The 21,414-nt window shown below is 73.4% G+C and carries 17 protein-coding genes; 9 read left to right on the top strand and 8 right to left on the bottom strand.

The features are described 5' to 3' along the window. Positions 1–2: 2 nt before the first annotated feature. From atzF to Saso_RS05315, 4 genes are all read right to left on the bottom strand, one after another. Positions 3–1,670: an allophanate hydrolase gene (gene atzF, locus Saso_RS05300; protein WP_189926396.1), complete on the bottom strand. Its 1,668-nt coding sequence runs from the start codon at positions 1,668–1,670 to the stop codon at positions 3–5. An 81-nt stretch (positions 1,671–1,751) separates the two neighbouring features. Beyond that, positions 1,752–5,276, bottom strand: coding sequence for a 5-oxoprolinase/urea amidolyase family protein (locus tag Saso_RS05305; RefSeq protein WP_189926394.1), 3,525 nt, complete (start codon positions 5,274–5,276; stop codon positions 1,752–1,754). Then, positions 5,273–5,971, bottom strand: a complete 699-nt coding sequence (locus tag Saso_RS05310; protein ID WP_229901467.1) for an urea amidolyase associated protein UAAP2 — start codon at positions 5,969–5,971, stop codon at positions 5,273–5,275. The genes Saso_RS05305 and Saso_RS05310 overlap by 4 nt, the downstream gene beginning before the upstream one ends. Continuing rightward, positions 5,968–6,795: an urea amidolyase associated protein UAAP1 gene (locus Saso_RS05315; RefSeq protein ID WP_189926392.1), complete on the bottom strand. Its 828-nt coding sequence runs from the start codon at positions 6,793–6,795 to the stop codon at positions 5,968–5,970. Before Saso_RS05315 ends, Saso_RS05310 begins: the two co-directional genes overlap by 4 nt. Before the next feature lie 170 nt (positions 6,796–6,965). Between Saso_RS05315 and Saso_RS05320 the strand changes: the two genes are divergently transcribed. The 6 genes from Saso_RS05320 (at position 6,966) to Saso_RS05345 (ending at position 12,585) form a co-directional block, all read left to right on the top strand. Next, positions 6,966–7,592, top strand: a complete 627-nt coding sequence (locus tag Saso_RS05320; RefSeq protein ID WP_189926390.1) for a TetR/AcrR family transcriptional regulator — start codon at positions 6,966–6,968, stop codon at positions 7,590–7,592. A gap of 300 nt (positions 7,593–7,892) precedes the next feature. Beyond that, positions 7,893–9,521: a sensor histidine kinase gene (locus Saso_RS05325; protein WP_229901466.1), complete on the top strand. Its 1,629-nt coding sequence runs from the start codon at positions 7,893–7,895 to the stop codon at positions 9,519–9,521. Next, positions 9,518–9,925, top strand: a complete 408-nt coding sequence (locus Saso_RS05330; RefSeq protein ID WP_062646899.1) for a roadblock/LC7 domain-containing protein — start codon at positions 9,518–9,520, stop codon at positions 9,923–9,925. Before Saso_RS05325 ends, Saso_RS05330 begins: the two co-directional genes overlap by 4 nt. Further along, positions 9,922–10,347 (top strand): DUF742 domain-containing protein, encoded by a 426-nt coding sequence (locus tag Saso_RS05335; protein WP_189926386.1) that lies wholly within the window; start codon positions 9,922–9,924, stop codon positions 10,345–10,347. The genes Saso_RS05330 and Saso_RS05335 overlap by 4 nt, the downstream gene beginning before the upstream one ends. Further along, the gene (locus Saso_RS05340) at positions 10,328–10,948 is read left to right on the top strand and encodes a GTP-binding protein (protein WP_189926384.1); all 621 of its coding nucleotides are present in this window, start codon (positions 10,328–10,330) and stop codon (positions 10,946–10,948) included. Before Saso_RS05335 ends, Saso_RS05340 begins: the two co-directional genes overlap by 20 nt. A 92-nt stretch (positions 10,949–11,040) precedes the next feature. Beyond that, the gene (locus tag Saso_RS05345) at positions 11,041–12,585 is read left to right on the top strand and encodes a cytochrome P450 (RefSeq protein WP_189926382.1); all 1,545 of its coding nucleotides are present in this window, start codon (positions 11,041–11,043) and stop codon (positions 12,583–12,585) included. Here the strand turns inward: Saso_RS05345 and Saso_RS05350 are convergent. Continuing rightward, positions 12,579–13,550 (bottom strand): pseudouridine synthase, encoded by a 972-nt coding sequence (locus tag Saso_RS05350; protein ID WP_189926380.1) that lies wholly within the window; start codon positions 13,548–13,550, stop codon positions 12,579–12,581. The two genes, Saso_RS05345 and Saso_RS05350, sit on opposite strands and share 7 nt — an antisense overlap. A gap of 69 nt (positions 13,551–13,619) precedes the next feature. Here Saso_RS05350 and Saso_RS05355 point away from each other — a divergent pair, with 69 nt between their 5' ends. Further along, positions 13,620–14,204 carry a GNAT family N-acetyltransferase gene (locus Saso_RS05355; protein ID WP_372442404.1) on the top strand — a complete coding sequence of 195 codons (585 nt, stop codon included), beginning with the start codon at positions 13,620–13,622 and terminating at the stop codon, positions 14,202–14,204. A gap of 31 nt (positions 14,205–14,235) precedes the next feature. On the opposite strand, the gene Saso_RS05360 is transcribed toward Saso_RS05355, so the two are convergent. The 3 genes from Saso_RS05360 to Saso_RS05370 all read right to left on the bottom strand — a co-directional run bounded on the left by Saso_RS05360 (position 14,236) and on the right by Saso_RS05370 (position 18,118). Then, a complete protein-coding gene (locus tag Saso_RS05360; RefSeq protein WP_189926376.1) occupies positions 14,236–15,792 on the bottom strand; it encodes an amino acid permease in 1,557 nt (518 codons plus the stop codon). Positions 15,793–16,109: 317 nt separating this feature from the next. After that, on the bottom strand, positions 16,110–16,955 hold the full coding sequence (locus Saso_RS05365) for a siderophore-interacting protein (RefSeq protein ID WP_189926374.1): 846 nt from the start codon (positions 16,953–16,955) through the stop codon (positions 16,110–16,112). A gap of 224 nt (positions 16,956–17,179) precedes the next feature. Further along, entirely contained in the window at positions 17,180–18,118 is a 939-nt protein-coding gene (locus Saso_RS05370) for a 5'-3' exonuclease (protein WP_229901472.1), read from the bottom strand. 219 nt (positions 18,119–18,337) lie between these two features. Here Saso_RS05370 and Saso_RS05375 point away from each other — a divergent pair, with 219 nt between their 5' ends. Both Saso_RS05375 and Saso_RS05380 read left to right on the top strand, forming a co-directional pair. After that, positions 18,338–19,423: a quaternary amine ABC transporter ATP-binding protein gene (locus Saso_RS05375; protein ID WP_189926370.1), complete on the top strand. Its 1,086-nt coding sequence runs from the start codon at positions 18,338–18,340 to the stop codon at positions 19,421–19,423. Then, complete coding sequence (locus Saso_RS05380) at positions 19,416–21,230, top strand: ABC transporter permease/substrate binding protein (protein ID WP_189926369.1); 1,815 nt, start codon at positions 19,416–19,418, stop codon at positions 21,228–21,230. The genes Saso_RS05375 and Saso_RS05380 overlap by 8 nt, the downstream gene beginning before the upstream one ends. Positions 21,231–21,414 lie beyond the last annotated feature (184 nt).

Below are 21,414 nucleotides of genomic sequence, written 5' to 3' on the forward strand. Positions count from 1 at the left end.
GATCATTTCTGGTCCGGGCGCGCGTCGAGATACGCGCGCCAGCTCCCGTACGCGGTGACGTCCTGCGCGCCGGTGAGGGCGGACGGCTCGCAGAGGAAGCCGGGGACCTGGTCGCCGTCCGCGAGTTCGACGCGGCCCAGGGCCATCGGGCGGGGGAGCGCGGCGAGCAGCCGGCCCAGTCCCTCCGCCGGGAGGCGCCAGATCTCCACCTCGATCGCGGCGCCGCCGTCGCCGGTGTGCACGAGCCCCGGCTTGGGCGGGGCCGTGCGCAGGGCGTGCAGGCGGTACACCGGGGCGGTCGTGGTGGTGCGGTCCAGTACCGCGCCCAGGGAGAGCAGTTGTGGGTTCAGGGGCTGCCCGGTCAGATGGGCGCCCGCCACGGCGAGGCGGACCGGCGGTCGCAGCAGGGCCGCGACGCGCGTGAGGCGTTCGTCCGTGAAGGCCGGGCCGATCAGCATCACGCCGAAGGGGAGGCCGTCCACCTCACCGGCCGGGACGGCGGCCGCCGCCAGGTCGAAGAGGTTCGTGGAGTTGGTGAAACGGCCCAGACGGGCGTTGGCGCCCAGCGGGTCGGCGGCCACCTCGGCGAGGGTGGGGTGCCCGGGGGCGGTGGGCAGCAGCAGGGCGTCGCAGTCGGCGAGGCCGGCCACGGCGCGGGTGCGCAGGGCGGCCAGCCGGGCGGTGTCCGCGTGGAGCCGGTGGGCGGGGACGTCCCTGGCCCGGGTGATGATGCCGGCGACCGTCGGGTCCAGCCCTTCGCCGCCCTGGTCGGTCAACTTGTCGACAAAGGCGCCCACGGCGGTGTAGCGCTCGGCGACGAACGCGCCCTCGTAGAGCATCGCCGCGGCCTCGGTGAAAGGGGTGAGGTCGATCCCGTGGATCTCGGCCCCGGCCGCCTCCAGACGCCGTACGGCCTCCTCGTAGGCCTGCGCCCAGCCCTCGTCCAGTTCGCCGAGCTGTTCGCGGGGCGGGACGGCGACGCGCCAGGGGCCCGGCGGGCGGGCCGGGAGCGCGGGAAGGGCGCGGCCGGCCGGGGAGGCCATGTGGGCCAGGGCCTGTTCGGCCTCGGGGAGGGTGCGGGCGAACACCGTCACGCAGTCCAGCGAGGCGCAGGCCGGGACGACGCCTGCGGTGGGGACCAGCCCCCGGGTGGGCTTCAGGCCGACGATGCCGTTGAAGGCGGCCGGGACGCGTCCCGAGCCGGCCGTGTCGGTGCCGAGGGCCAGGTCGGCGATGCCGAGGGCCACGGCGACGGCCGAACCGGAGCTGGAACCGCCGCTCACGCGCGCGGGGTCGACGGCGCCGCGGACCGCGCCGTGCGGGGAGCGGGTGCCCACCAGGCCGGTGGCGAACTGGTCGAGGTTCGTGGTGCCGAGCACCAGCGCGCCGGCCGCCCGCAGACGGGCGACGGCCGGGGCGTCGGCGGCCGGCTCGTAGGCGTAGGCAGGGCAGCCCGCGGTGGTGGGCAGCCCGGCCACGTCGATGTTCCCCTTCACGGCGAGCAGCCGGCCGGCGAGCGGGAGGCGTTCGCCCCGCGCCAGCCGTTCGTCGAGCCCGCGGGCCTCCGCCTCGACGTCCGCGAGCGGCCGCAGGTCGATCCAGATCTCCGGCCGGTCCACGGCCTCGATGCGGGCGTAGGCGGCGCGGACGCGGGACACGGTCGTGGACATGGGGGCTCCTTGCGTGGTGTCGGCCCGTTCCGCGGCATCGGCCCGGTCCTCGAGGTCGGCTCTGTCGGGGGTGCGGCGCGGTCAGCCCGCGGCCGGGGCCAGGACGAGCAGTGCCGTGCCCGCCTCGACCTGGTCGCCGGGCCGGGCCAGGAGCTGTGCCACCACGCCGTCGGCCGGCGCGTGGACCCTGGACTCCATCTTCATCGCCTCCAGGGCGAGCAGCGGCTGCCCCGCCGTCACCTCGTCCCCGGCCGAGACGTTCACCTGCCACACGGAGGCCGCGAACTCGGCCTCGACCAGACGGCCGCCCGGCGGCACGGCCACCTCGGCCGGGGGAGAGGGCGGCGCGGCGGCGGCCGCCGCCCGGGTGAACTCGCCCGCCGCCTCCCAGGCGTCCCGCTCCCTCGCGAACGCCGTCTGCTGGCGGGACCGGAACTCGGCTATCGGCGCCGCGTTGTCGTCGAGGAAGGCCTGGTACGCGGCGAGCGAGAAGGTGCCCTCCTCGACGCGCGGCACGAAACGGCCCGAGGTGATGTCCGCCCGCAGTTCGAGGAGTTCGTCCGCGTCGACCGGATACCAGCGGATCCGGTCGAAGAAGCGCAGCAGCCAGGGCGAGCCGGGGGCGAACGCTCCGCGCTGCTGCCAGGGCGACCACACCTGGGTCGTGCGGCCCACGAACTGGTAGCCGCCCGGTCCCTCCATGCCGTAGACGCACAGGTAGGCCCCGCCGATGCCCACCGAGTTCTCGGCCGTCCAGGTGCGCGCCGGGTTGTACTTCGTGGTCACCAGGCGGTGGCGCGGGTCCAGGGGGGTGGCCACCGGGGCGCCGAGGTAGACGTCGCCCAGGCCCAGGACCAGGTACTCGGCCGCGAACACCGTGTCGTAGACGTCGGCCACCGTGGCCAGGCCGTTGACCCGGCGGATGAACTCGATGTTCCAGGGGCACCAGGGCGCGTCGTCGCGGACGCCCGCCATGTAGCGGGCGATGGCCTCGCGGGTCGCCGGGTCGTCCCAGGACAGCGGGAGGTGCACGGTCCGGGACGGCACGACCAGCTGGTCGGTGGGCGGCAGGGCCGCCGTCATGTCCCGCACGGTGGCGAGGAGTTCGGCCTGCGGGAGGAGGCCCGGGTCGGCGCGGATCTGGAGCGAGCGGATGCCGGGGGTGAGGTCGGTGACACCGGTGAGGTCGGCCGCGGCCACCGCCTCCATCAGCGCGTGGACCCGCATGCGCAGTGCCAGGTCCAGCTGGAGCGGCCCGAACTCGACCAGCAGGTTGTCGTCGCCGCTGCGTCGGTAGGTCACGTCGCCGTCGCGGGCCAGCACACCCCCGTCGACGATCCCGGGACGCGGCGCGCCGTCCACGTCCACCGGCGCGAAGCGCACCGTGTCGCCCGGCCGCAGCTGGCCCAGCTTCCAGCGCTCGGAGCTGTGCACGGTCGCCGGGCACACGAAGCCGCCGAGGGAGGGGCCGTCCGGGCCGAGCAGCACGGGCATGTCCCCCGTGTAGTCGACGGCGCCGACGGAGTAGGGGGTGTCGTGGATGTTGGACGGGTGCAGTCCCGCCTCGCCGCCGTCGGTGCGGGCCCAGCGCGGCTTGGGGCCGACCAGGCGGACGCCGGTGCGGGCCGAGTTGAAGTGGACCTTCCAGTCGGCGGCGTAGAAGTCGTGGATGTCGTCCTCGGTGAAGAACTCCGGTGCCGCGTGCGGGCCTTCGACCGCCCCGATGTGCCAGACCGCGGCGAACTCCGGGCGGGCGGGCCGCGGGCGGTCCGGGGCGACGGTGGTGTCCTCGGCGGGCGTCCCGCCGTGCAGGACGTCGCCGGTGCGCAGCGCGCGCCCGCCGTGACCGCCGAAGCCGCCCAGCGTGAAGGTGGCGGCGCTGCCCAGGAACGCGGGGACGTCCAGGCCGCCCGCGAACAGGACGTAGGTGCGCAGACCGTGGACGTCGGGCGCGCCGATCTCCAGCAGGCTCCCGGCCGGGACGGTCACCGGCTCCCACTGCTGCGTCGGTGCGCCGTCCACGGTGACCGGCGCGGGCGCCCCCGTCACACACACGGTCGTGGCACGCGAGAAGCGCAGGGCGGGGCCCTGGAGGGTGCACTCCAGGCCCGGGGCGCCCTCGGGGTTGCCGAGCGCCAGGTTGCCGAGGCGGAACGAGCGGTCGTCCATGGGGCCGGACGGCGGGACGCCGACCTGCCAGTGCCCGACGCGGCCCGGCCAGTCCTGCACGGTGGTCAGCGTGCCGCCGGAGACGACGTCGACCCGGGGGGTCGGATCGGTGACGGTGGCGAGGGTCGCCGTGGAGTGCGCCGCCGCCGTGAACCGGGGGTCCGCCAGCGCCGCCCGCACCAGCCCGAGGTTCGTCTCGATGCCGTCGACACGGGTGCGGGCCAGAGCCTCGTCGAGGCGGCGCAGCGCGTGCTCGCGGTCCGGGCCGTACGCGATCACCTTGGCGAGCATCGGGTCGTACGACGTCGTGACCTCGGTGCCGGTCTCCACCCAGCCGTCGACACGGACCCCGGCCGGGAACTCGACCCGCGTCAGCAGGCCCGCGCCGGGCCGGTGCCCGCGGCTCGGGTCCTCCGCGTAGAGCCGTGCCTCGACGGCGTGGCCGCGCGGGGCGCCGGGGTCGCGTACGACGTCCCGCTCGCCGCGCGCCAGGCGCAGCATCCAGTCGACGAGGTCGACGCCGTAGATCTCCTCGGTGACCGGGTGTTCCACCTGGAGGCGGGTGTTGACCTCCAGGAACCAGGCCTCCTCGCGGGCGGCGTCGTAGACGAACTCGACGGTCCCGGCGGAGCGGTAGCCGACGGAGGCGCACAGGTCGTGCGCCCCGGCCGCCAGTTGCTTGCGGATGTGCGGGGGCAGACCGGGGGCGGGGGCCTCCTCCACGACCTTCTGGTTGCGTCGTTGCAGCGAGCAGTCGCGGTCGCCGAGGGTGACGACCCGGCCCGCGCCGTCACCGAAGACCTGCACCTCGACATGGCGGGCGTGCTCGACGAGCCGTTCCAGGAAGACGCCGGCCGAGGAGAAGGAGGCTGCGGCGACACGCTGGACGCGTTCCCAGGCGTCGGTCAGCTCGCCGGCCGAGCGGCAGGCCGACATCCCGATGCCGCCGCCCCCGCCGGTGGCCTTCAGCATGACCGGGTAGCCGATGCGACGGGCCTGCTCCAGCGCCTCGGGCAGGTCCGCCAGGAGTCCGGTGCCGGGCGCCAGGGGCACCCCCGCGGCCTCGGCCGCCGCCCGCGCCGTGTGCTTGGCGCCGAACAGGTCCAGCTGCTCCGGGGTCGGGCCGACGAAGACGATCCCCGCGTCGGCGCAGCGGCGCGCGAAGGCGGCGTCCTCGGAGAGGAATCCGTAGCCGGGGTGGATCGCTCCCGCGCCGGTGTCCGCGGCCGCTCGCAGGACCAGGCCGGCGTCGAGGTAGGACTCCTTCGCCGGTGCGGGGCCGAGGCGTACGGCTTCGTCGGCGAGCCGGACATGGGGCGCCGAGCGGTCGGGGTCGGAGTACACCGCGACCGTGCGCAGGCCCAGCGCGCGGGCCGAGCGGATGATCCGGACGGCTATCTCGCCCCGGTTGGCGACCAGCAGCTTGTCGAAGGTCATCCCGCGTCCCCGTCCCGTGCGCTGCCGCTGCCACTGCCGCTGCCGCTGCCGCTGCCGCTGTCGTGCGTGCCGTCCGTGTCGTGTTCCGCGTCCCGGTCGGGCCCGGTGATCGTCATCTCCACCGCCGTCGGTTCGAAGCCGTTGCAGGGGTTGTTGATCTGGGGGCAGTTGGAGACCAGGACCAGGACGTCCCGCCGGGCGCGCAGGGTGAGGGAGAGGCCCGGAGCGGAGAGCCCGTCGACGATGCCGAGGGTGCCGTCCTTCTCGACCGGCACGTTCATGTACCAGTTGATGTTGGAGACCAGGTCCCGCTTGCCGAGGCCGTACCGGGCGCCCTCGGCGAGGAAGTTGTCCACGCACGCGTGCTGCGCGAACGTGTGGTGGCCGTAGCGCAGGGTGTTGGACTCCTTGGAGCAGGCGCCGCCTACGGTGTCGTGGCGGCCCACGTCGTCACGGACCACGGTCATCAGCGGGGTGTGCTCGCTGGACATCAGCACGCTGCCCGTGGTGAGGAAGATGCCGCCCCGGGCCTGGACGGTGTCGGGCGCGCTGTAGCGCACGGACGTGTCGTGGGCGTCGTAGACGAGGAAGTCGACGGCCTGGTTGCCGTGCAGGTCGGTGATGGTCAGCGTCTCGCCCTCACGGACGACGGCGGACCAGGCGGCGCGGGCCGCGACCACGGATCGTGTGCTCATGCGAGCCCCCTGGCGGCGAGGAACTCGGCGGTGTTGAGGAAGGCGCGGCGGCCCTCGGGGGTGGCGTCCCACAGCGGGTCGTCCGGCCCGGTGGGCGCGGCCCGCCAGGCGAGGACCTCCAGCGGGCTGCTGACGTAGTGCGGCCGGTCGTCGGCCGGGTGCGGCACGTTGGCGATCAGGACCGTCACGTCCTGCTCGGCGCGCAGGGTGACGCTGCCGCCCGGGCCCGCCGAACCGGTGAAGTCGAGGGTGCCGTCCTCGCGTACCCGCACCCCCTGGAAGAAGGAGAGCGACGGCGGCAGGTCGCGGGGCTCCAGGCCGTTCTTGGCGGCGGCCAGCTTGAACAGCTCCCGGCCGGCCGGGGACGGGGACTGCGGGCTGCCGTCCCCGTAGCGCTCGGTGTTGCGCACGAGGGTGGAGGTGCCGCACAGGGCGTCGTGGCGACCCGAGGTGTCGGCGACCACGGAGGCCAGCACCCGGCCCTGGTCGGACAGCAGGAGCACGCCCTCGCCGAGGTAGGCGTTCCACTGGACCTTGACCGTGTCGGCGACGTTCAGCCGCTCCCAGGGCCGGCCGTCGGCGTACAGGAGCAGATGGGCGCAGGCGTCCCCGTGCGGGTCGGTGAGGCGGAGCTCGGTGCCGCGCGCGAGGACGCGGTGGGTGTAGTTGCCGCCCGCGACGGTCTCGGCCCACACCAGGTGGCCGGCCTCGCAGGGCGGGTCCGGCCAGTCGCGGGCCGGGACCACCGGCATCGCCTCGGCCCGGGCGCCCTCCTGCGCCCGGGCGTGGGCGCGCGCTCCGTACGTGGTCGCTGTCGCCGCCATTGCGGACCTCCGCAGCTCGGTTCCGTCGCTGTCGCGGTATTTCTGTCGCCCGACAGAAATTAGGTCCGGGCCGGGTCGGCGCCGTTGCTCCGGGGTTGCGGACCGGTTACCGACTCCTCACCGGCTCGCCGGAAGATCGTCCGCGGGGTCCGTGTGCGAGGATCGCGGGCATGGGGACGAGCAGCGGACGTCGAGTGGGCCGCCCGCGGGCCGCGCAGCGCCCGGACAGCGGTCTCACCCCGCGTGCCGAACTGCTCGCGGCCGCGGCGGAGTTGTTCACCACCCGGGGATACGCGGCCACCACGACCCGGGCGGTCGCCGAACGCGCCGGGATGCGTCAGGCGTCGATGTACCACTACGTGTCCGGCAAGGAGGAGCTGCTCGCGGCGCTGCTGGAGTCGACGGTGACACCGTCCCTGACCTGCGCCCGTGAGCTTCTCGCGGACGAGGCGCGCTCGGCCGAGGACCGGCTGTGGGAGCTGTGCCGCACCGACGTGGAGCTGCTGTGCGGGGGTCCGCACAATCTCGGCGGCCTCTACCTGCTGCCCGAGGTGCGCGCCGAGCGGTTCGCCGGGTTCCACGCCGTGCGCGCCGAACTCAAGGACGCCTACCGCCGGTTGATCGCCGCCACGGCGGCGGGCGGGCGCCTCGCGGGCAGTGCTCTCGATCTGCGCACCGACCTGGTCTTCGGCCTCATCGAAGGCGTGATCCTCGTCCACCGTTCCGATCCGGAGCGCTCCGTCTCGGAGTTCGCCCGCGCCACCGCCGACGCGGCATTGCGTATCGCGGGCAACTGAACCCCGTCCGGCGCCACTTGGGGGTGCGGGCGGCCGTGGACGGGTGGTCCCCTCATTCGTCCCGGTGAAGTGTTTCGCACACCCGTCCACCGTAACTCTCGGTGTTCGAACGGGAGCCCTGTGTGCAAATGGGCTGAGGTTACTCCACGTACGGAAGTGGTTTCAGGCGGTTGCCGAATATGACACGGCGGTGATCCGGTCGGACTAAGCTCGCCCGCGGCGCACCGAGATGAGGCGTATTCGTGCGCTTGTTCCCAAACTTCCCGAAGATGCCGACAGGTCCTTACAGAGGGTGCCCACATGGTGAGTGTTCAGTCCCCACCCGGTCGCCGAGAACTTCCCTACGCGCGCGTGCTGTTGCTGCCGGCGATACTGATGGCCGCGGCGACCGGGGCCGCCGTCGCCCTGGTGGCGACGCAGGCGCGGCTCGCCGTCGGCGTCTGCGGAGCCGTCGCCACCGTCCTGGTGACCGCGGTGGGAGCCGAAGCCGTCCGCCGTGGCCGGTGCCTGCGGGAGCTGCGCACGGAGCGGGACGAGCGCGTCGGCCACCTGGAACGGCGGGTGGCCGCTCACACGGAGGAGAACCGGCGCCTCGCCCGCCAGTTCGTGCCCGAGGCGGTGGAGTGGCTGCGCGCCGGGAATTCCCCCAGGGAGGTGATGCGCGACTTCAGTGCGAGTGATCCCGGCTTCCGCGGACTCGACGACGCACAGCGTGCCGTGGTCCGCAAGATCCTCGACATCGTCGACCACGAGGAGTCCCTGCGCGACTCCGCGCAGCGCTCCTTCGTCAGCATCGCCCGCCGGATGCAGGCCATCGTCCACCAGCAGGCCGCGGAACTGCGGGAGATGGAGGAGGACCACGGGCGCAACCCCGAGGTCTTCGACGACCTGCTGCGCATCGACCACGGCACCGCGCTGATCGGCCGCCTCGCCGACTCCATCGGCGTGCTCGGCGGTGGCCGCCCCAGCCGCAACTGGCCCCAGCCGGTCCCGCTCTACAGCGTGCTGCGCGGCGCGATGTCCCGGATCCTGGACTACCGCCGGATCCAGCTGGACTCCATCGCCAAGGTGAACATCGGCGGCCTCTCCGTCGAACCGCTCATCCACGCGCTCGCCGAACTCCTCGACAACGCCACCCGCTACTCGCCGCCGAACAGCAAGGTGCACGTCAACGCCGTCGAGGTGCAGACCGGCATCGCCGTCGAGATCGAGGACGCCGGCGTCAGCCTCAGCGAGGAGGCCCGCGCCAAGGCCGAGCGCATGCTGGAGCAGGCCATGCGGGGCGTCGACATCCAGGACGTCGGCGGCACCCCCCGCCTCGGTCTCGCGGTCGTCGGCCGGCTGTGCACGTCGTTCAACCTCCAGGTGTCCCTGCGCACCTCGGCCTACGGCGGCGTCCGGGCCGTCCTCATCGTGCCGAGCGAGATGCAGACCTGCGACCCCGCCCCCGGGTTCGCGCACGGCATCGGCGCCACCGCCGTGCCGCAGATCGACCTGAGCCAGGTCGGCGAGGGACCCAAGCGTCCGCCCAAGAAGCGCCGCCCCACCAACGCGCGCATCCCGGCCGGGGTCTCCCTGACCGACGACGAGGTGCCCGTGGTCACCGAGTGGACCGACCAGGGACTGCCCCAGCGCCGCAGCAAGGCCACCATCCCGATCACCCAGCGCTATGCCGAGGCGTACGCCGCCCAGGAGGCCGAGCGGCTGGGCAAGCCCGACCCGTTCGCACGGCGCCGGCCCGAACCCGAGCCGGAGCCCCGCGAGAAGCGGGAGCCCGGCCTGGCCTTCGAGGCCTTCTGGGAGGGCCTGGTCAAGGTGGCCCCGCCCGGTGTGCACCCCACCGACTTCACCCGCAATCCCACCGCGTACGTGCATCTGCTCGAAGACAAGGCCGAGCCCGCGGCCGACGACGAAGGGGACCTCACGTGATCCAGCAGCGCCAAAACTTCGACTGGCTGCTCAAGGAGCTCTACGACGGGGTTCCGGGCATCGAGATGATCGTCGTCCTGTCGGCCGACGGCCTGCGCATCGCCCGCTACGCCGGTGACCCCGACGCCGCCGACCGGGTCGCCGCCGCCTGCGCGGGCCTCCAGAGCCTGGCCGCCGCGGTCGGCCAGGAGATCCACTCCAGCACCGGCGAGATGGACATGGTCGTCATCGACCTGAGCGGCGGCTACTTCTACATGATGTCGGCCGGGGCCAACGCCTACCTCGCCGTCCTCGCCGACGTGCGCTGCGAGGCGAGCCGGATGAGCGGCATGATGCGCGACCTCGTGGTCCGCATCGGCGCCCATCTGACCAGTCCGCCCCGGCGCAACGGGCAGAGCGTATGACGCCTCCGCAACGCCGTAGGCGACAACCCCAGCCGCCCCCGCCCCCGCCTCCGCCGCCACCGCCCCCCAAGGAGGACCCGGAGGGGAACGAGGGCGAGGGCAAGAACCCCGAACGGCTGTACATCATCACGGGCGCGGACGGCGAACGCGCGCCCGTCGACCTCGTCACGCTGGTCGTGGCGCGTGCGGAACCGCCCTCGTCGGCCACCCCCGAACAGACGGCGGTGCTGCGGATGTGCGCCGCCCCGCTGTCCGTGGCCGAGATCTCGGCCTACCTGCGGCTGCCGTTCAGCGTGGTGACGGTGCTGCTCACCGAGATGCTGGCGGCCGAACTCGTCCAGGCGCGCGCCCCCATCGTCCGGCAGCAGCTCCCCGACCGTTCCCTTCTCGAAGCGGTGATGCATGGACTTCAACGGCTCTGACACGATCCCCGGCCCGCGGACCGAGGACCGTCTGCCGCACACCACCACGGCCGCGGCGAAGATCGTCATCGTGGGCGGTTTCGGCGTCGGCAAGACCACCATGGTCGGTTCCGTCAGCGAGATCAGGCCGCTGACGACCGAGGAGACCATGACCCAGGCGGGCATCGGGGTGGACGACAACTACGGCTCCGACACCAAGACCGCGACCACCGTGGCCATGGACTTCGGCCGGATCCGCATCACCGAGCAGGTGGTGCTCTACCTGTTCGGCACGCCCGGGCAGGAGCGCTTCTGGTTCCTGTGGAACGGTCTGTTCGAGGGCGCGCTCGGCGCGGTCGTCCTGGTCGACACCCGCCGCCTCGAGGTCAGCTTCGAGGTCATGGGCCGGCTCGAGGAGGGCGGCGTGCCCTTCGTCGTCGCCGTCAACACCTTCCCCGACGGGCCCCGTTACCCCCTCGACGACCTGCGGGGCGCCCTGGACCTGCCGCCCGAGATCCCGATCGTGGAGTGCGACGTCCGGCGCCGCGCCTCCAGCCGCGACGTCCTGATGACGCTCATGCGCTTCCTGCACTCCCTGGCCCTCACCCGCAGCCTCACCTGACCCGCGGCCCACCCGGACCCGCGGTCCCACCCGCCCCCGCACGGCACACGACCACCCCCACCGGATCCAGCACAGTTTCGGAGCGACCCCCTGTGACTCCCGAACACCCCACCCCGACCGGACCGCACGACCTCGCCCTGGACGCGCCCCCCGGCTGCCCCGCGCACGTCCGCGGCCCCGGCGGCCTGGCCCGCCTCTACGGCCCGGGCGCCGAGGACCTCAGCGAGCTGTACGAGCGGTTGCGCGAGGAACACGGCACCGTGGCGCCCGTCCTGATCCACGACGACCTGCCGATGTGGATGGTCCTCGGGCACGCCGAGAACCTGCGCATGGTGCGCACGCCCTCGCAGTTCACCAAGGACAGCCGCATCTGGTCGCAGCTGCTGGACGGCAAGGTGCGGCCCGACCACCCGCTCATGCCGCACATCGCCTGGCAGCCCATCTGCGCCCACGCCGAGGGCGACGAGCACAAGCGGCTGCGGGGCGCGGTCACCTCGGCCATGGCCACCATCGACGACCGCAGTGTCCGCCGCTACATCAACCGCTCCAGCCAGCGCCTGGTCAACCGCTTCTGCGAGCAGGGCCGGGCCGACCTCGTCGGCGACTTCGCCGAACACCTCCCGATGGCCGTGATGTGCCACGTCCTCGGCATGCCCGACGAGTACAACGACAAGATGGTGCACTGCGCCCGCGACGCGCTCAAGGGCAGCGAGACCGCGGTCGCCAGCCACGAGTACGTCGTCGGGGCGCTCGCCCGGCTCACCGCCCGCCGCCGCGCCGAGCCCGAGGAGGACTTCACCAGCCACCTCGTCACCCACCCGGCGGGTCTCACCGACGACGAGGTCCGTGAGCACCTGCGCCTGGTACTCTTCGCCGCCTACGAGGCCACCGTCAACCTGCTCTCCAACGCCCTGCGCATGGTCCTCACCGACCCGCGCTTCCTCGCCCAGCTCAACGGCGGTCAGATGACGGTCGCGGAGGCGGTCGAGCAGTCCCTGTGGGACGAGCCCCCCTTCAGCACCATCTTCGCCTACTTCGCCAAGCAGGACACGGAGCTGGGAGGGCAGCGCGTGCGCCGGGGCGACGGCCTCTTCTTCGCACCCGCGCCCGGCAACGTGGATCCCCGGGTGCGCCCCGACCTGTCGGCCCACATGCAGGGCAACCGCTCCCACCTCGCCTTCGGCAGCGGCCCGCACGAGTGCCCCGGTCAGGACATCGGCCGCGCCATCGCCGACGTCGGCGTGGACGCGCTGCTCATGCGGCTGCCGGACGTGCAACTCGACTGCGATGAGGATGAGTTGAGGTGGACGATGTCGATCGCCTCGCGCCACCTGGTGGAACTGCCGGTCCGGTTCGAGCCCAAGGAACAGCAGGACGTCAGGCACAAGCCGAGCCACGCCCCGATCCCCGCCCAGTACCCGGCGCGCCCGGGAGGCGTCCACCCGCGGCCCGCCACGGCACCGGCCGCCCCGCCGGCCGTGCCCGAGCCGGTACCCGCTCCCGAACCGCCGGCCGCGGCCGGGCCGGTGGCCGCACCGGAGGCCGCACCCGCGCCGCCGGCGACCGCGCAGCCGGTGCGACCGGTCCGCGGGCCGAGCGCCTGGCGGCGCTTCCTGGCCTGGTGGCGCGGCTACTGAGGGACGTCCCCCGCGCGGGAGGCCGCCCAGTCGTCGTACGACGCCCAGGCCCCGAGCACCCGGCCACTGCGCAGCCGGTGCTCCGTCCCGGTGACCGGATCGGTGAACTCCAGCTCCCGCGCCAGCAGTTGCAGCGGACGCCGGAAGTCGCCGGCCGGCACGGGGGCGGTCACCTCCGGGTAGAGCGGATCGCCGAGGATGGGCACGCCGAGCGTGTTCATGTGGACGCGCAGCTGATGGGTCTGGCCGGTGGCGGGCAGCAGCCGGTAACGGCCCAGCCCCGACGGCCGGTGCCCGACGAGTTCGACGCGGCTCACGGCGTTCGGCTCGCCCGCCACCTCGTAGGCGGCCAGCACCCCGCGTTCCTTCACGATCCGGCTCCGTACGGTCCGGGGCAGCGCCAGTTCCGGGTCGTACGGCGCGACGGCCTCGTACACCTTGCGCACCCGCCGGTCGCGGAACAGCGCCTGGTACGCCCCGCGCTCCTCGGGCCGCACGGTGAACAGCACGAGGCCGGCGGTGAGCCGGTCCAGCCGGTGCGCGGCGCCGAGTGCGGGCAGGTCCAGCTCCCGCCGCAGCCGGGCCAGCGCGCTCTCCGTGACATGACTGCCGCGCGGGGTGGTGGCCATGAAGTGCGGTTTGTCCACCACGACGACGTGATCGTCCCGGTGGACGATCTCCAGCGGGAACGGCACGGGGACCTCGGGCGGCAGCTCACGGTGGTACCAGACGAACATCCCCGGCACATAGGCCGTGTCTGGCGTCACCGCCCGTCCGTCGGCGCCGACGACCTGCCCGGCCGCGAGCATGCCGTCCACGACGCCGGTCCGCGCCGCGCCCAGCCGCTCCACGAGGTGCTCGCGCACCGTCGCCCAGGCGCCGTCGCCGGGCAGCCGCACCCGCACCGGATCGATCCCGTCGCGCTGCGGCAGCGGGGAGGGCGGGGGAGGGGTACGGCGTCTCATCGTGAGCAAGCCTACGGCGGCCCGGAAAACCCGTTGGCCAGGGCGCCGTGCGTCGGCAGGATGCGGACCATGCCCTGCACCGTGGATCCCGTACTGCCCGCCGGAACCCTCGCGGGGGTCCCGCAGCCCGAACTGCCCACCGGGGACGGGCTGCTGCTGCGCCCCTGGCGGGCCGAGGACGCGCCCGCCGTGTACGCCGCATTCCAGGACCCCGCCATGCACCAGTGGCACATCAGGGCCGCGGACTCCGAGGAGGAGGTCGCCGGGTGGATCGAGGAGTGGCGCTCCTGCTGGGCGCGGGAGACCGCCGCCCAGTGGGCCGTCGTCGACGCGGACGGCGGCGAGGTGCTCGGCAGGGTGGCACTGCGCTGCATCCTGCTCGCCGAGGGCGTGGCCGAGGTCGCCTACTGGACCGGGGCGGCCCGCGGCCGGTCGGTCGCGCCCCGGGCCACGACCGCCCTGGCCCGCTGGGCCCTCGACGAGACGGGCTTCCACCGGCTGGAACTGATGCACGCCACCGCCAACGAGGCCTCCTGCCGCGTCGCCGCCAAGGCCGGATTCGCCCTGGAGGGCACCAGGCGCAGCGCCACGCTCCACCCGGACGGCTGGCACGACATGCACCTGCACGCGCGTGTCCGGGGCGACCGGCCCTGACCCGTGCGCCGACGCGTGCCCGGGCCGGGGGCTAGGCGGCCGCCGTCCCCGGTACGGGGGCGGCCGTGGCCGGGGTCCGCCTGCGGGCGGCGCGGAAGGCCACGCCGGCCGCGAGGGTCACGGCGAGGAACAGGACGGTGAACCACCGGAAGTACCAGTGGCCGCCCGCCGGGTCGTAGACCGCCGCGCGCGGCCAGGCGAGGTTGACCGTCATGGCCAGGCCGTAGAGGAGGGCGAGGGCGTTCACGGGGACGCCCCAGCGGCCGAGGGAGAACAGGCGGGCGCCGGTCTCGTCGGTACCCGCCGAGGAGAAGCCGCCGCGCAGCCGGCGCACCAGCAGCGGGCCGGTGACCATCGCGTACGCCAGGTACAGCAGCACGATGCAGGTGGTGCCGATCGCGAGGAAGGCGTCGGGCGAGGCGAAGTTCAGCAGCAGCAGGGCGGCGGCGAGGACGCCGACGACCAGCGCGGGCGCGCCCGGCATCCCGGTGCGCGGGTTCACGCGCGCGAGGCGGGCGGAGAACGGGAGTTCACCGTCGCGGGCCATGGAGAACAGCATCCGGCAGGCCGCCGTCTGGATGGCGAGCGTGGCCACCGCGATCGCGACCACCACGTCCGCGAGCAGCACCTTGCCCACCCCGTCGCCGAGGCTGCTGGTCAGGACGTAGCTGAGTCCGTCGACGCCGAGCCGTCCGTCGGTCAGGCTCGGCGCGGCCAGCAGGCCGCCCAGCACGATCAGCCCGCCGAGCAGTCCGGCCGCGCCGAGCGCCGTCAGGATGGTGCGCGGAGCGGTGCGCCTCGGACGGTGCGTCTCCTCGCTCATCTCACCGGCGCTGTCGAAGCCGATCATCACGTACGCGGCGGTGAAGGAGCCGACGAGGAGCGCCCCGAACAGACCGCTCTGCGCGGCCCCCGTCGTGTGGAAGGTGATGCCCGGCGTGCGCTCGGAGTGGGTGAGCAGCAGGACGACGATGAGGACGGCGCCGATGATCTCGGCCGTGACGCCGATCCGGTTGACCACGGACATCACCCGGTTGTCCAGGAGGTTCACGAGCGTCGTCAGGGCCAGCAGGACCACCCCGAGCAGGGCCGCGTTGGCCGCGCCGTCCGGTGAGGTGGGTGCGGGGTCGGTGCCGATCAGCTGGAAGCCCGGCCAGATCGCGGGCAGTACCGTCTGGAGCGCCAGCGCGGCCGCGGCGACCACGACGATCTGCCCGATCACCATGATCCAGCCGGCGAACCACCCGAACGAGGGCGTCGACAGCCGTGTCGACCACTGGTAGATCGCCCCCGAGATCGGGTAGCGCGCCGCCAGTTCCGCGAAGCACGCGGCGACCAGCAGCTGGCCGGTCAGCACGGCCGGCCAGGCCCAGAAGAAGACCGGGCCGCCGAAGGCGTACCCGAAGGCGAAGAACTGGAAGACGGTGGTCAGGACGGAGATGAAGGAGAACCCGGCGGCGAAGGAGGCGTACCGGCCCAGGCTGCGGTGCAGCTCCTGGGGGTAACCGAACTCGGCGAGGGAGCCGTCGCCCGCGTCGGGGGAGTGCGGCGGGTCGGGGCGTACGTCGGAGGGGGTCGTTGTCGTCACGGCGAAACCTGCCTTGGTCCCAGGGGAACGTAATTCCTGTCGGGCGACAGAAATTAGGGACGGGCTGTTTCGTACGCGTCACGCCGCCGTGTCCGGGGCGGGCCCAACTCCTCACGCCGGACGGGAACGCGCCCGGTCGCGTCGTGCGGCGTCCTGGCGCGGGGGTGTGGGGGTGCGGGCGGGGGTGGAGTGGCGCCGGTGGTCCGCGGGAACGCGCCGAGGCGGCCCGCGCCATCGGCACGGGCCGCCTCGGTCGGGTCGGGCGGGCGGACACCGGGCGCCGGGTCGGGTGCCGGGCGCGGGGTGTCGGTGTCAGGTCACGCGGCCGGGGCGGCGCCCTCCTGCTCGGCCTCCACGCGCGCGTTCCAGTCCCGCTTCGAGGCCTGCCAGCCGTCCTCGTTGTGGCCGAGCCGCCAGTAGCCGGAGACCGACAGGTCCTCGCGCGGGATCTCCAGCTCGACGCGCAGGAGCTTGCGCAGCTCCTTCACGCAGGCGGCCTCGCCGTGCACGAACGCGTGCACCCGGCCCTCGGGGAACTCCAGCGCCCGGACGGCCTCCACGAGCTTCTCGCCGACCGGCCGGTCTCCGCGGTGCAGCCAGACGACCGGCACCTGGGAGTCGATCTTCTGCTCCTCCTCGGGGCCCGCCACCTCGATGAAGGCGTGGGCGACGCTGTCGGCGGGCAGCGACTCCAGGGCGGCCGCGATGGCGGGCAGGGCGCTCTCGTCGCCCGCCAGCAGATGCCAGTCCGCCGCCGTGTCGGGCGCGTAGGCGCCGCCGGGGCCCATGAAACGGACGGTCTCGCCCGGCCGGACGCGCGCCGCCCACGGCCCGGCGAGCCCCTCGTCGCCGTGCACCACGAAGTCGAGGGTCAGCTCGCGCAGCTCGGCGTCCCAGTGGCGCACGGTGTAGGTCCGGGTCACCGGCCACTGCTCGCGCGGGAACTCGGCGCGGATGCGCTCCAGGTCGAAGGGGTCCGGGTAGGTCACGCCCTCGGGGCCGAAGAGCAGCTTGACGTAGTGGTCGGTGCAGGTGCCCGCCGTGAACTCGGCCAGCCCCTCCCCGCCGAGCACGACACGCTGCATATGGGGGGTGAGCCGTTCGGTGCGGACGACCTGCGCGGAGTGGGGCTTCCGCGGCTTCCGTGCCGGACGTTCTGCCATGACGGCCTCCCGTTTACATTTGGTTAGGGTTACCTAAGTTAGCATCTTCCCCCGGAGGTGCCCTCCCCCTCGGTGAGATCGGCTTGTCCGCGGCCCCGGTCTCACGTGGTGCCCATCTGCCGGGATCCCATGCGGCGCCCGGCGTACGGCCTGCCGCGCGCGGCTCCCGGTCGAGGACGATTTCCGGCCTCCGGCGGTGTCGTTCCTCCACGCGGGAGCGATGATCACGCGGGCGGCGCGCCGAGCGTCGTCAGCAGCCGCTGGAGCGAGCCGCCGAGACCCCAGCGGTGCCCCAGTGCCTCCAGTGTCTCTCCGTCCCGCGGCGCGCGGGGCAGTGCCGTGTCCACGTCCGGCAGCGGCACGTCCTCGGCGACCCGGACCACCGTCGGCGCCACGGCGAGGTAGGGCCGGGCCTCGTCCAGCCGCAGTCGCTGCGAGGGCGTCAGCTTCGCCTTCGGGTCGCCGGCCGCCGCCACGATTCCGGCCAGGTCGCCGAAGGCCGCCAGCAGTTTGGCCGCGGTCTTCTCCCCGATGCCCGGCACGCCCGGCAGGCCGTCGCTCGGGTCGCCGCGCAGCGTGGCCAGATCGGCGTACCCCCGCCCGTCGACGCCGTACTTCTCGCGCAGCCACGCCTCGTCCGTCAGCTGGAGGGTGCCCACGCCCTTCAGGGGGTACAGCACCCGCACCCCGCGCGCGTCGTCCACCAGCTGGTACAGGTCGCGGTCGCCGGTGACGATGTCGACCGGGCCCTTCGCCCGCGCCGTGAACGTGCCGATCACGTCGTCCGCCTCGTAACCGTCGACGCCCACCCGTGCGATGCCGAGCGCGTCCAGGACCGCCTCGATGACCGGCACCTGCGGCGAGAGCGTGTCCGGCACCTCCTCCTCGTCCGGTCCGCCCTCCCGCACCTGCGCGACCCGGTGCGCCTTGTAGGAGGGGATGAGGTCGACCCGCCACTGCGGCCGCCAGTCGGCGTCCATGCAGGCCACCAGCTCGTCCGGCTGGTGGTCCTTCACCAGCCGGTCGATGAATTCCAGCAGTCCGCGCACGGCGTTCACCGGGGTGCCGTCCGGCGCCCTCACGGAGTCCGGGACGCCGAAGTAGGCGCGGAAGTAGAGCGAGGCGGTGTCGAGGAGCATCAGTCGTCCGGTCACGCCTCGCATCATGCCGCACACGGCCGCCGGTGACGGGCGTGTGTTCACTGCCGTGGCACGCGTGAACGTCCGGTGAATGCTCCTGTGAACCGGGCCACTCGTCCGTTTGCCCCGGTCGGAACAGGGCAGGGGCCGCCTCGGAGCGGCTCCGGTTGCACTTTCAACCGTTTGCTGTCGCCTCGTGCCGCAGCCGTGCCGCTCCGATCCCGTCCCCTACGAGAGGTACGTGTGTCCTCCAGGCTTGAGGCCGAGCACCTGTACAAGGTGTTCGGCAGAAGACCGCGGCAGGCAGTCGAGCGGCTCCGGGAGGGAGCCGACCGGGAGGAACTCCGGGCCGACGGCGCCACCGCCGCCGTCATCGACGCCTCCTTCACCGTGGAACCGGGCGAGATCTTCGTCGTCATGGGCCTGTCGGGCTCGGGGAAGTCCACCCTGCTGCGCACGCTCAACGGGCTGCTGGAGCCGACCTCCGGCCGGGTCCTGTTCGACGGCCGGGACCTGACCGCCCTCGACGGGCGTGACCTGCGCGAGGTCCGTTCTAGGAAGATCAGCATGGTCTTCCAGCACTTCGCGCTCTTCCCGCACCGCAGCGTCCTGGACAACGCCGCCTACGGGCTGGCCGTCCAGGGCGTCCCCCGCCGCGAACGCGAGGAGCGCGCCGCCGAGGCGCTGCGGCTGTGCGGACTGGCCGGCTGGGAGACGTCCTGGCCGGACGAGCTGTCCGGCGGCATGCAGCAGCGCGTCGGCCTGGCCCGCGCCCTCGCCACCGACGCCGACCTGCTGCTGATGGACGAGTCCTTCAGCGCGCTGGACCCGCTGATCCGCCGCGACATGCAGGACCAGCTCCTGACGCTCCAGCAGACGCTGAAGAAGACCATCGTCTTCATCACCCACGACCTCAACGAGGCCATGCGCCTGGGCGACCGGATCGCCGTCATGCGCGACGGCCGCATCGTGCAGACCGGCACCGCGCAGGACATCCTGATGCGCCCCGCGAACGACTACGTCGCCTCCTTCGTCCGCGACGTCGACCGCTCGCGCGTGCTGACCGCCTCCGCCGTCATGGAGACCGCCGTGCGCGGCGACGAGGCCGACTGCGGCTGCGAGACCGCCACCCCCGACACCCCGTTCACCGCGCTGTGCGCGCTCAGCGCCCGCCTGACGCACCCGGTCGCCGTCCTCGACGGGAAACGGGAACTCGTCGGCGTCGTGCCGGGACAGCGCCTCGTGCGCTTCCTCGGCGACGAGGAGGGTGCGACGACGGCCTGCGAAGGCCCGCGCGGCGGCGGGAAGAAGGTGACGGCCCGTGCCTAGGTTCCACCTCGGCGACCGGGTCGACTCCGGTGTCGCCTGGCTCGTCGCCCACCTGTCCTGGCTCTTCGACGCGGTCAAGACGGTCGTCGAAGGCATGTACGACGGCCTGGACGCCGTCCTCACCTTCCCCGAGCCGCTCCTGCTCGCGGGCATCCTCGCGGTGCTCGCCTGGTGGCTGCGCGGCCTCACGGCGGGGATCCTGGCCTTCGCCGGGTTCGCCCTCGTCGACTCCCTCGCCCTGTGGGACGAGGCCATGTCGACGCTCTCCCTGGTGCTCGTGGCCACGGTGATCGCCCTGGTGATCTCCCTCCCGCTGGGCATCTGGGCCGCCCGCTCCAAGGCCGTCGCCACCGCCCTGCGCCCGGTCCTCGACCTGCTCCAGACCATGCCGTCGATGGTCCTGCTGATCCCGGCCATCCTCTTCTTCGGCATGGGCGTCCCCGCGGGCGTCGTCGCCACCCTGATCTTCGCGCTCGCCCCGGGGGTGCGGATGACCGAGCTCGGCATCCGCCAGGTCGACGCCGAGCTCGTCGAGGCCGCCGAGGCGTTCGGCACCAGGCCCCGTGACGTCCTGCTGCGCGTGCAGCTGCCGCTCGCCCTGCCGACGATCATGGCGGGCGTCAACCAGGTCATCATGCTGGGCCTGTCGATGGTCGTCATCGCCGGCATGGTCGGCACCGGCGGACTCGGCGGCGCCGTCAACGAGGCCATCGGCCGGCTCGACATCGGCCTCGGCTTCGAGGCCGGTCTCGGGATCGTGGTCCTCGCCGTCTACCTGGACCGGATGACCGGCGCCCTCGGCACCCGTATCTCGCCGCTCGGCCGCCGGGCCGCCGCCCGGGCCCGGGGCACGGTGTGGACGTACCGGCCGCGTCCGGCCGTGGCCGTCGTCGGCGTGGTCGTGCTCGCCCTCGTCGCCGGCGGCATGAACGTCTTCGGGCCCTCCTCCGGCACCGCCGCGGCCTCCGCCTCGGACGTCGGCCGGGGCAAGAAGATCACGATCGGTTACATCCCGTGGGACGAGGGCATCGCCTCCACCTACCTCTGGAAGGAGCTCCTCGAGGAGCGCGGCTTCGACGTCACCACCACCCAGTACGCCGCCGGCCCCCTCTACACCGGCGTCGCGACCGGGCAGATCGACTTCCAGACCGACGCCTGGCTGCCCACCACCCACGGCGAGTACTGGAAGAAGTACGGCGACCGTCTCGACGACCTGGGCAGCTGGTACGGCCCCACCTCCCTCGAACTCGCCGTCCCCTCGTACGTGAAGGACGTGGACTCCCTCGCGGACCTGAGGGGCCACGCCGCGGAGTTCGGCGGCAGGATCACCGGCATCGAGCCCAGCGCCGGGATGATGGGACTGCTCAAGGACAAGGTCCTCGAGCGGTACGGCCTCGACGGCTCCTACACCGTCGTCGACGGCTCCACCCCGGCCATGCTGGCCGAACTCAAGCGCGCGTACGCGGCGAAGAAGCCGGTCGTCGTGACGCTCTGGTCGCCGCACTGGGCGTACAGCGACTACGACCTGAAGAAGCTGAAGGACCCGCAGGGCGCCTGGGGCAAGGGCGACGGCGTGCACACCGTGGCCCGCCGGGGCTTCGCCGACGACCACCCCGAGGTCGGCGAGTGGCTGAAGGACTTCCGGATGACCGAGGCCCAGCTCACCGGTCTGGAGGCGCGTATCCAGCGGGCCGGCAAGGGCGGCGAGCAGGACGCGGTCCGGACCTGGCTGAAGGAGAACCCGGGACTGGTCGAGAAGTGGGTACCGGTCGCCGCGGACGGGCAGAAGAGCCGGGCGGCCCGGTGACCTGACAGCACCGGAACCGTCCTACGGGGGCGGGCACCGACGTACGGCCCCCGGGGCCTGCGACGGGGCCCGCCCCTCGTGCGTCCCACCGGTCCCTCGCGCCGCCGCCCGCCGGCCGCACCGCCCTCCCGCGGTGGCCCGGACCCGCCCCCGTACGGCATGGATCCGGCCAAGTACGCAGAGC

The sequence above is a fragment of the Streptomyces asoensis genome (assembly GCF_016860545.1).
GTDB lineage: Bacteria > Actinomycetota > Actinomycetes > Streptomycetales > Streptomycetaceae > Streptomyces > Streptomyces asoensis.

What these genes read in the sequence shown, in the direction of transcription:
- Saso_RS05315 (WP_189926392.1), bottom strand. Translation starts at nt 6,795, where the DNA reads ATGGCGGCGACAGCGACCACGTACGGAGCGCGCGCCCACGCCCGGGCG.
- atzF (WP_189926396.1), bottom strand. Translation starts at nt 1,670, where the DNA reads ATGTCCACGACCGTGTCCCGCGTCCGCGCCGCCTACGCCCGCATCGAG.
- Saso_RS05350 (WP_189926380.1), bottom strand. Translation starts at nt 13,550, where the DNA reads ATGAGACGCCGTACCCCTCCCCCGCCCTCCCCGCTGCCGCAGCGCGAC.
- Saso_RS05355 (WP_372442404.1), top strand. Translation starts at nt 13,620, where the DNA reads ATGCCCTGCACCGTGGATCCCGTACTGCCCGCCGGAACCCTCGCGGGG.
- Saso_RS05325 (WP_229901466.1), top strand. Translation starts at nt 7,893, where the DNA reads ATGGTGAGTGTTCAGTCCCCACCCGGTCGCCGAGAACTTCCCTACGCG.
- Saso_RS05340 (WP_189926384.1), top strand. Translation starts at nt 10,328, where the DNA reads ATGGACTTCAACGGCTCTGACACGATCCCCGGCCCGCGGACCGAGGAC.
- Saso_RS05365 (WP_189926374.1), bottom strand. Translation starts at nt 16,955, where the DNA reads ATGGCAGAACGTCCGGCACGGAAGCCGCGGAAGCCCCACTCCGCGCAG.
- Saso_RS05305 (WP_189926394.1), bottom strand. Translation starts at nt 5,276, where the DNA reads ATGACCTTCGACAAGCTGCTGGTCGCCAACCGGGGCGAGATAGCCGTC.
- Saso_RS05335 (WP_189926386.1), top strand. Translation starts at nt 9,922, where the DNA reads ATGACGCCTCCGCAACGCCGTAGGCGACAACCCCAGCCGCCCCCGCCC.
- Saso_RS05310 (WP_229901467.1), bottom strand. Translation starts at nt 5,971, where the DNA reads ATGAGCACACGATCCGTGGTCGCGGCCCGCGCCGCCTGGTCCGCCGTC.
- Saso_RS05320 (WP_189926390.1), top strand. Translation starts at nt 6,966, where the DNA reads ATGGGGACGAGCAGCGGACGTCGAGTGGGCCGCCCGCGGGCCGCGCAG.
- Saso_RS05370 (WP_229901472.1), bottom strand. Translation starts at nt 18,118, where the DNA reads ATGCGAGGCGTGACCGGACGACTGATGCTCCTCGACACCGCCTCGCTC.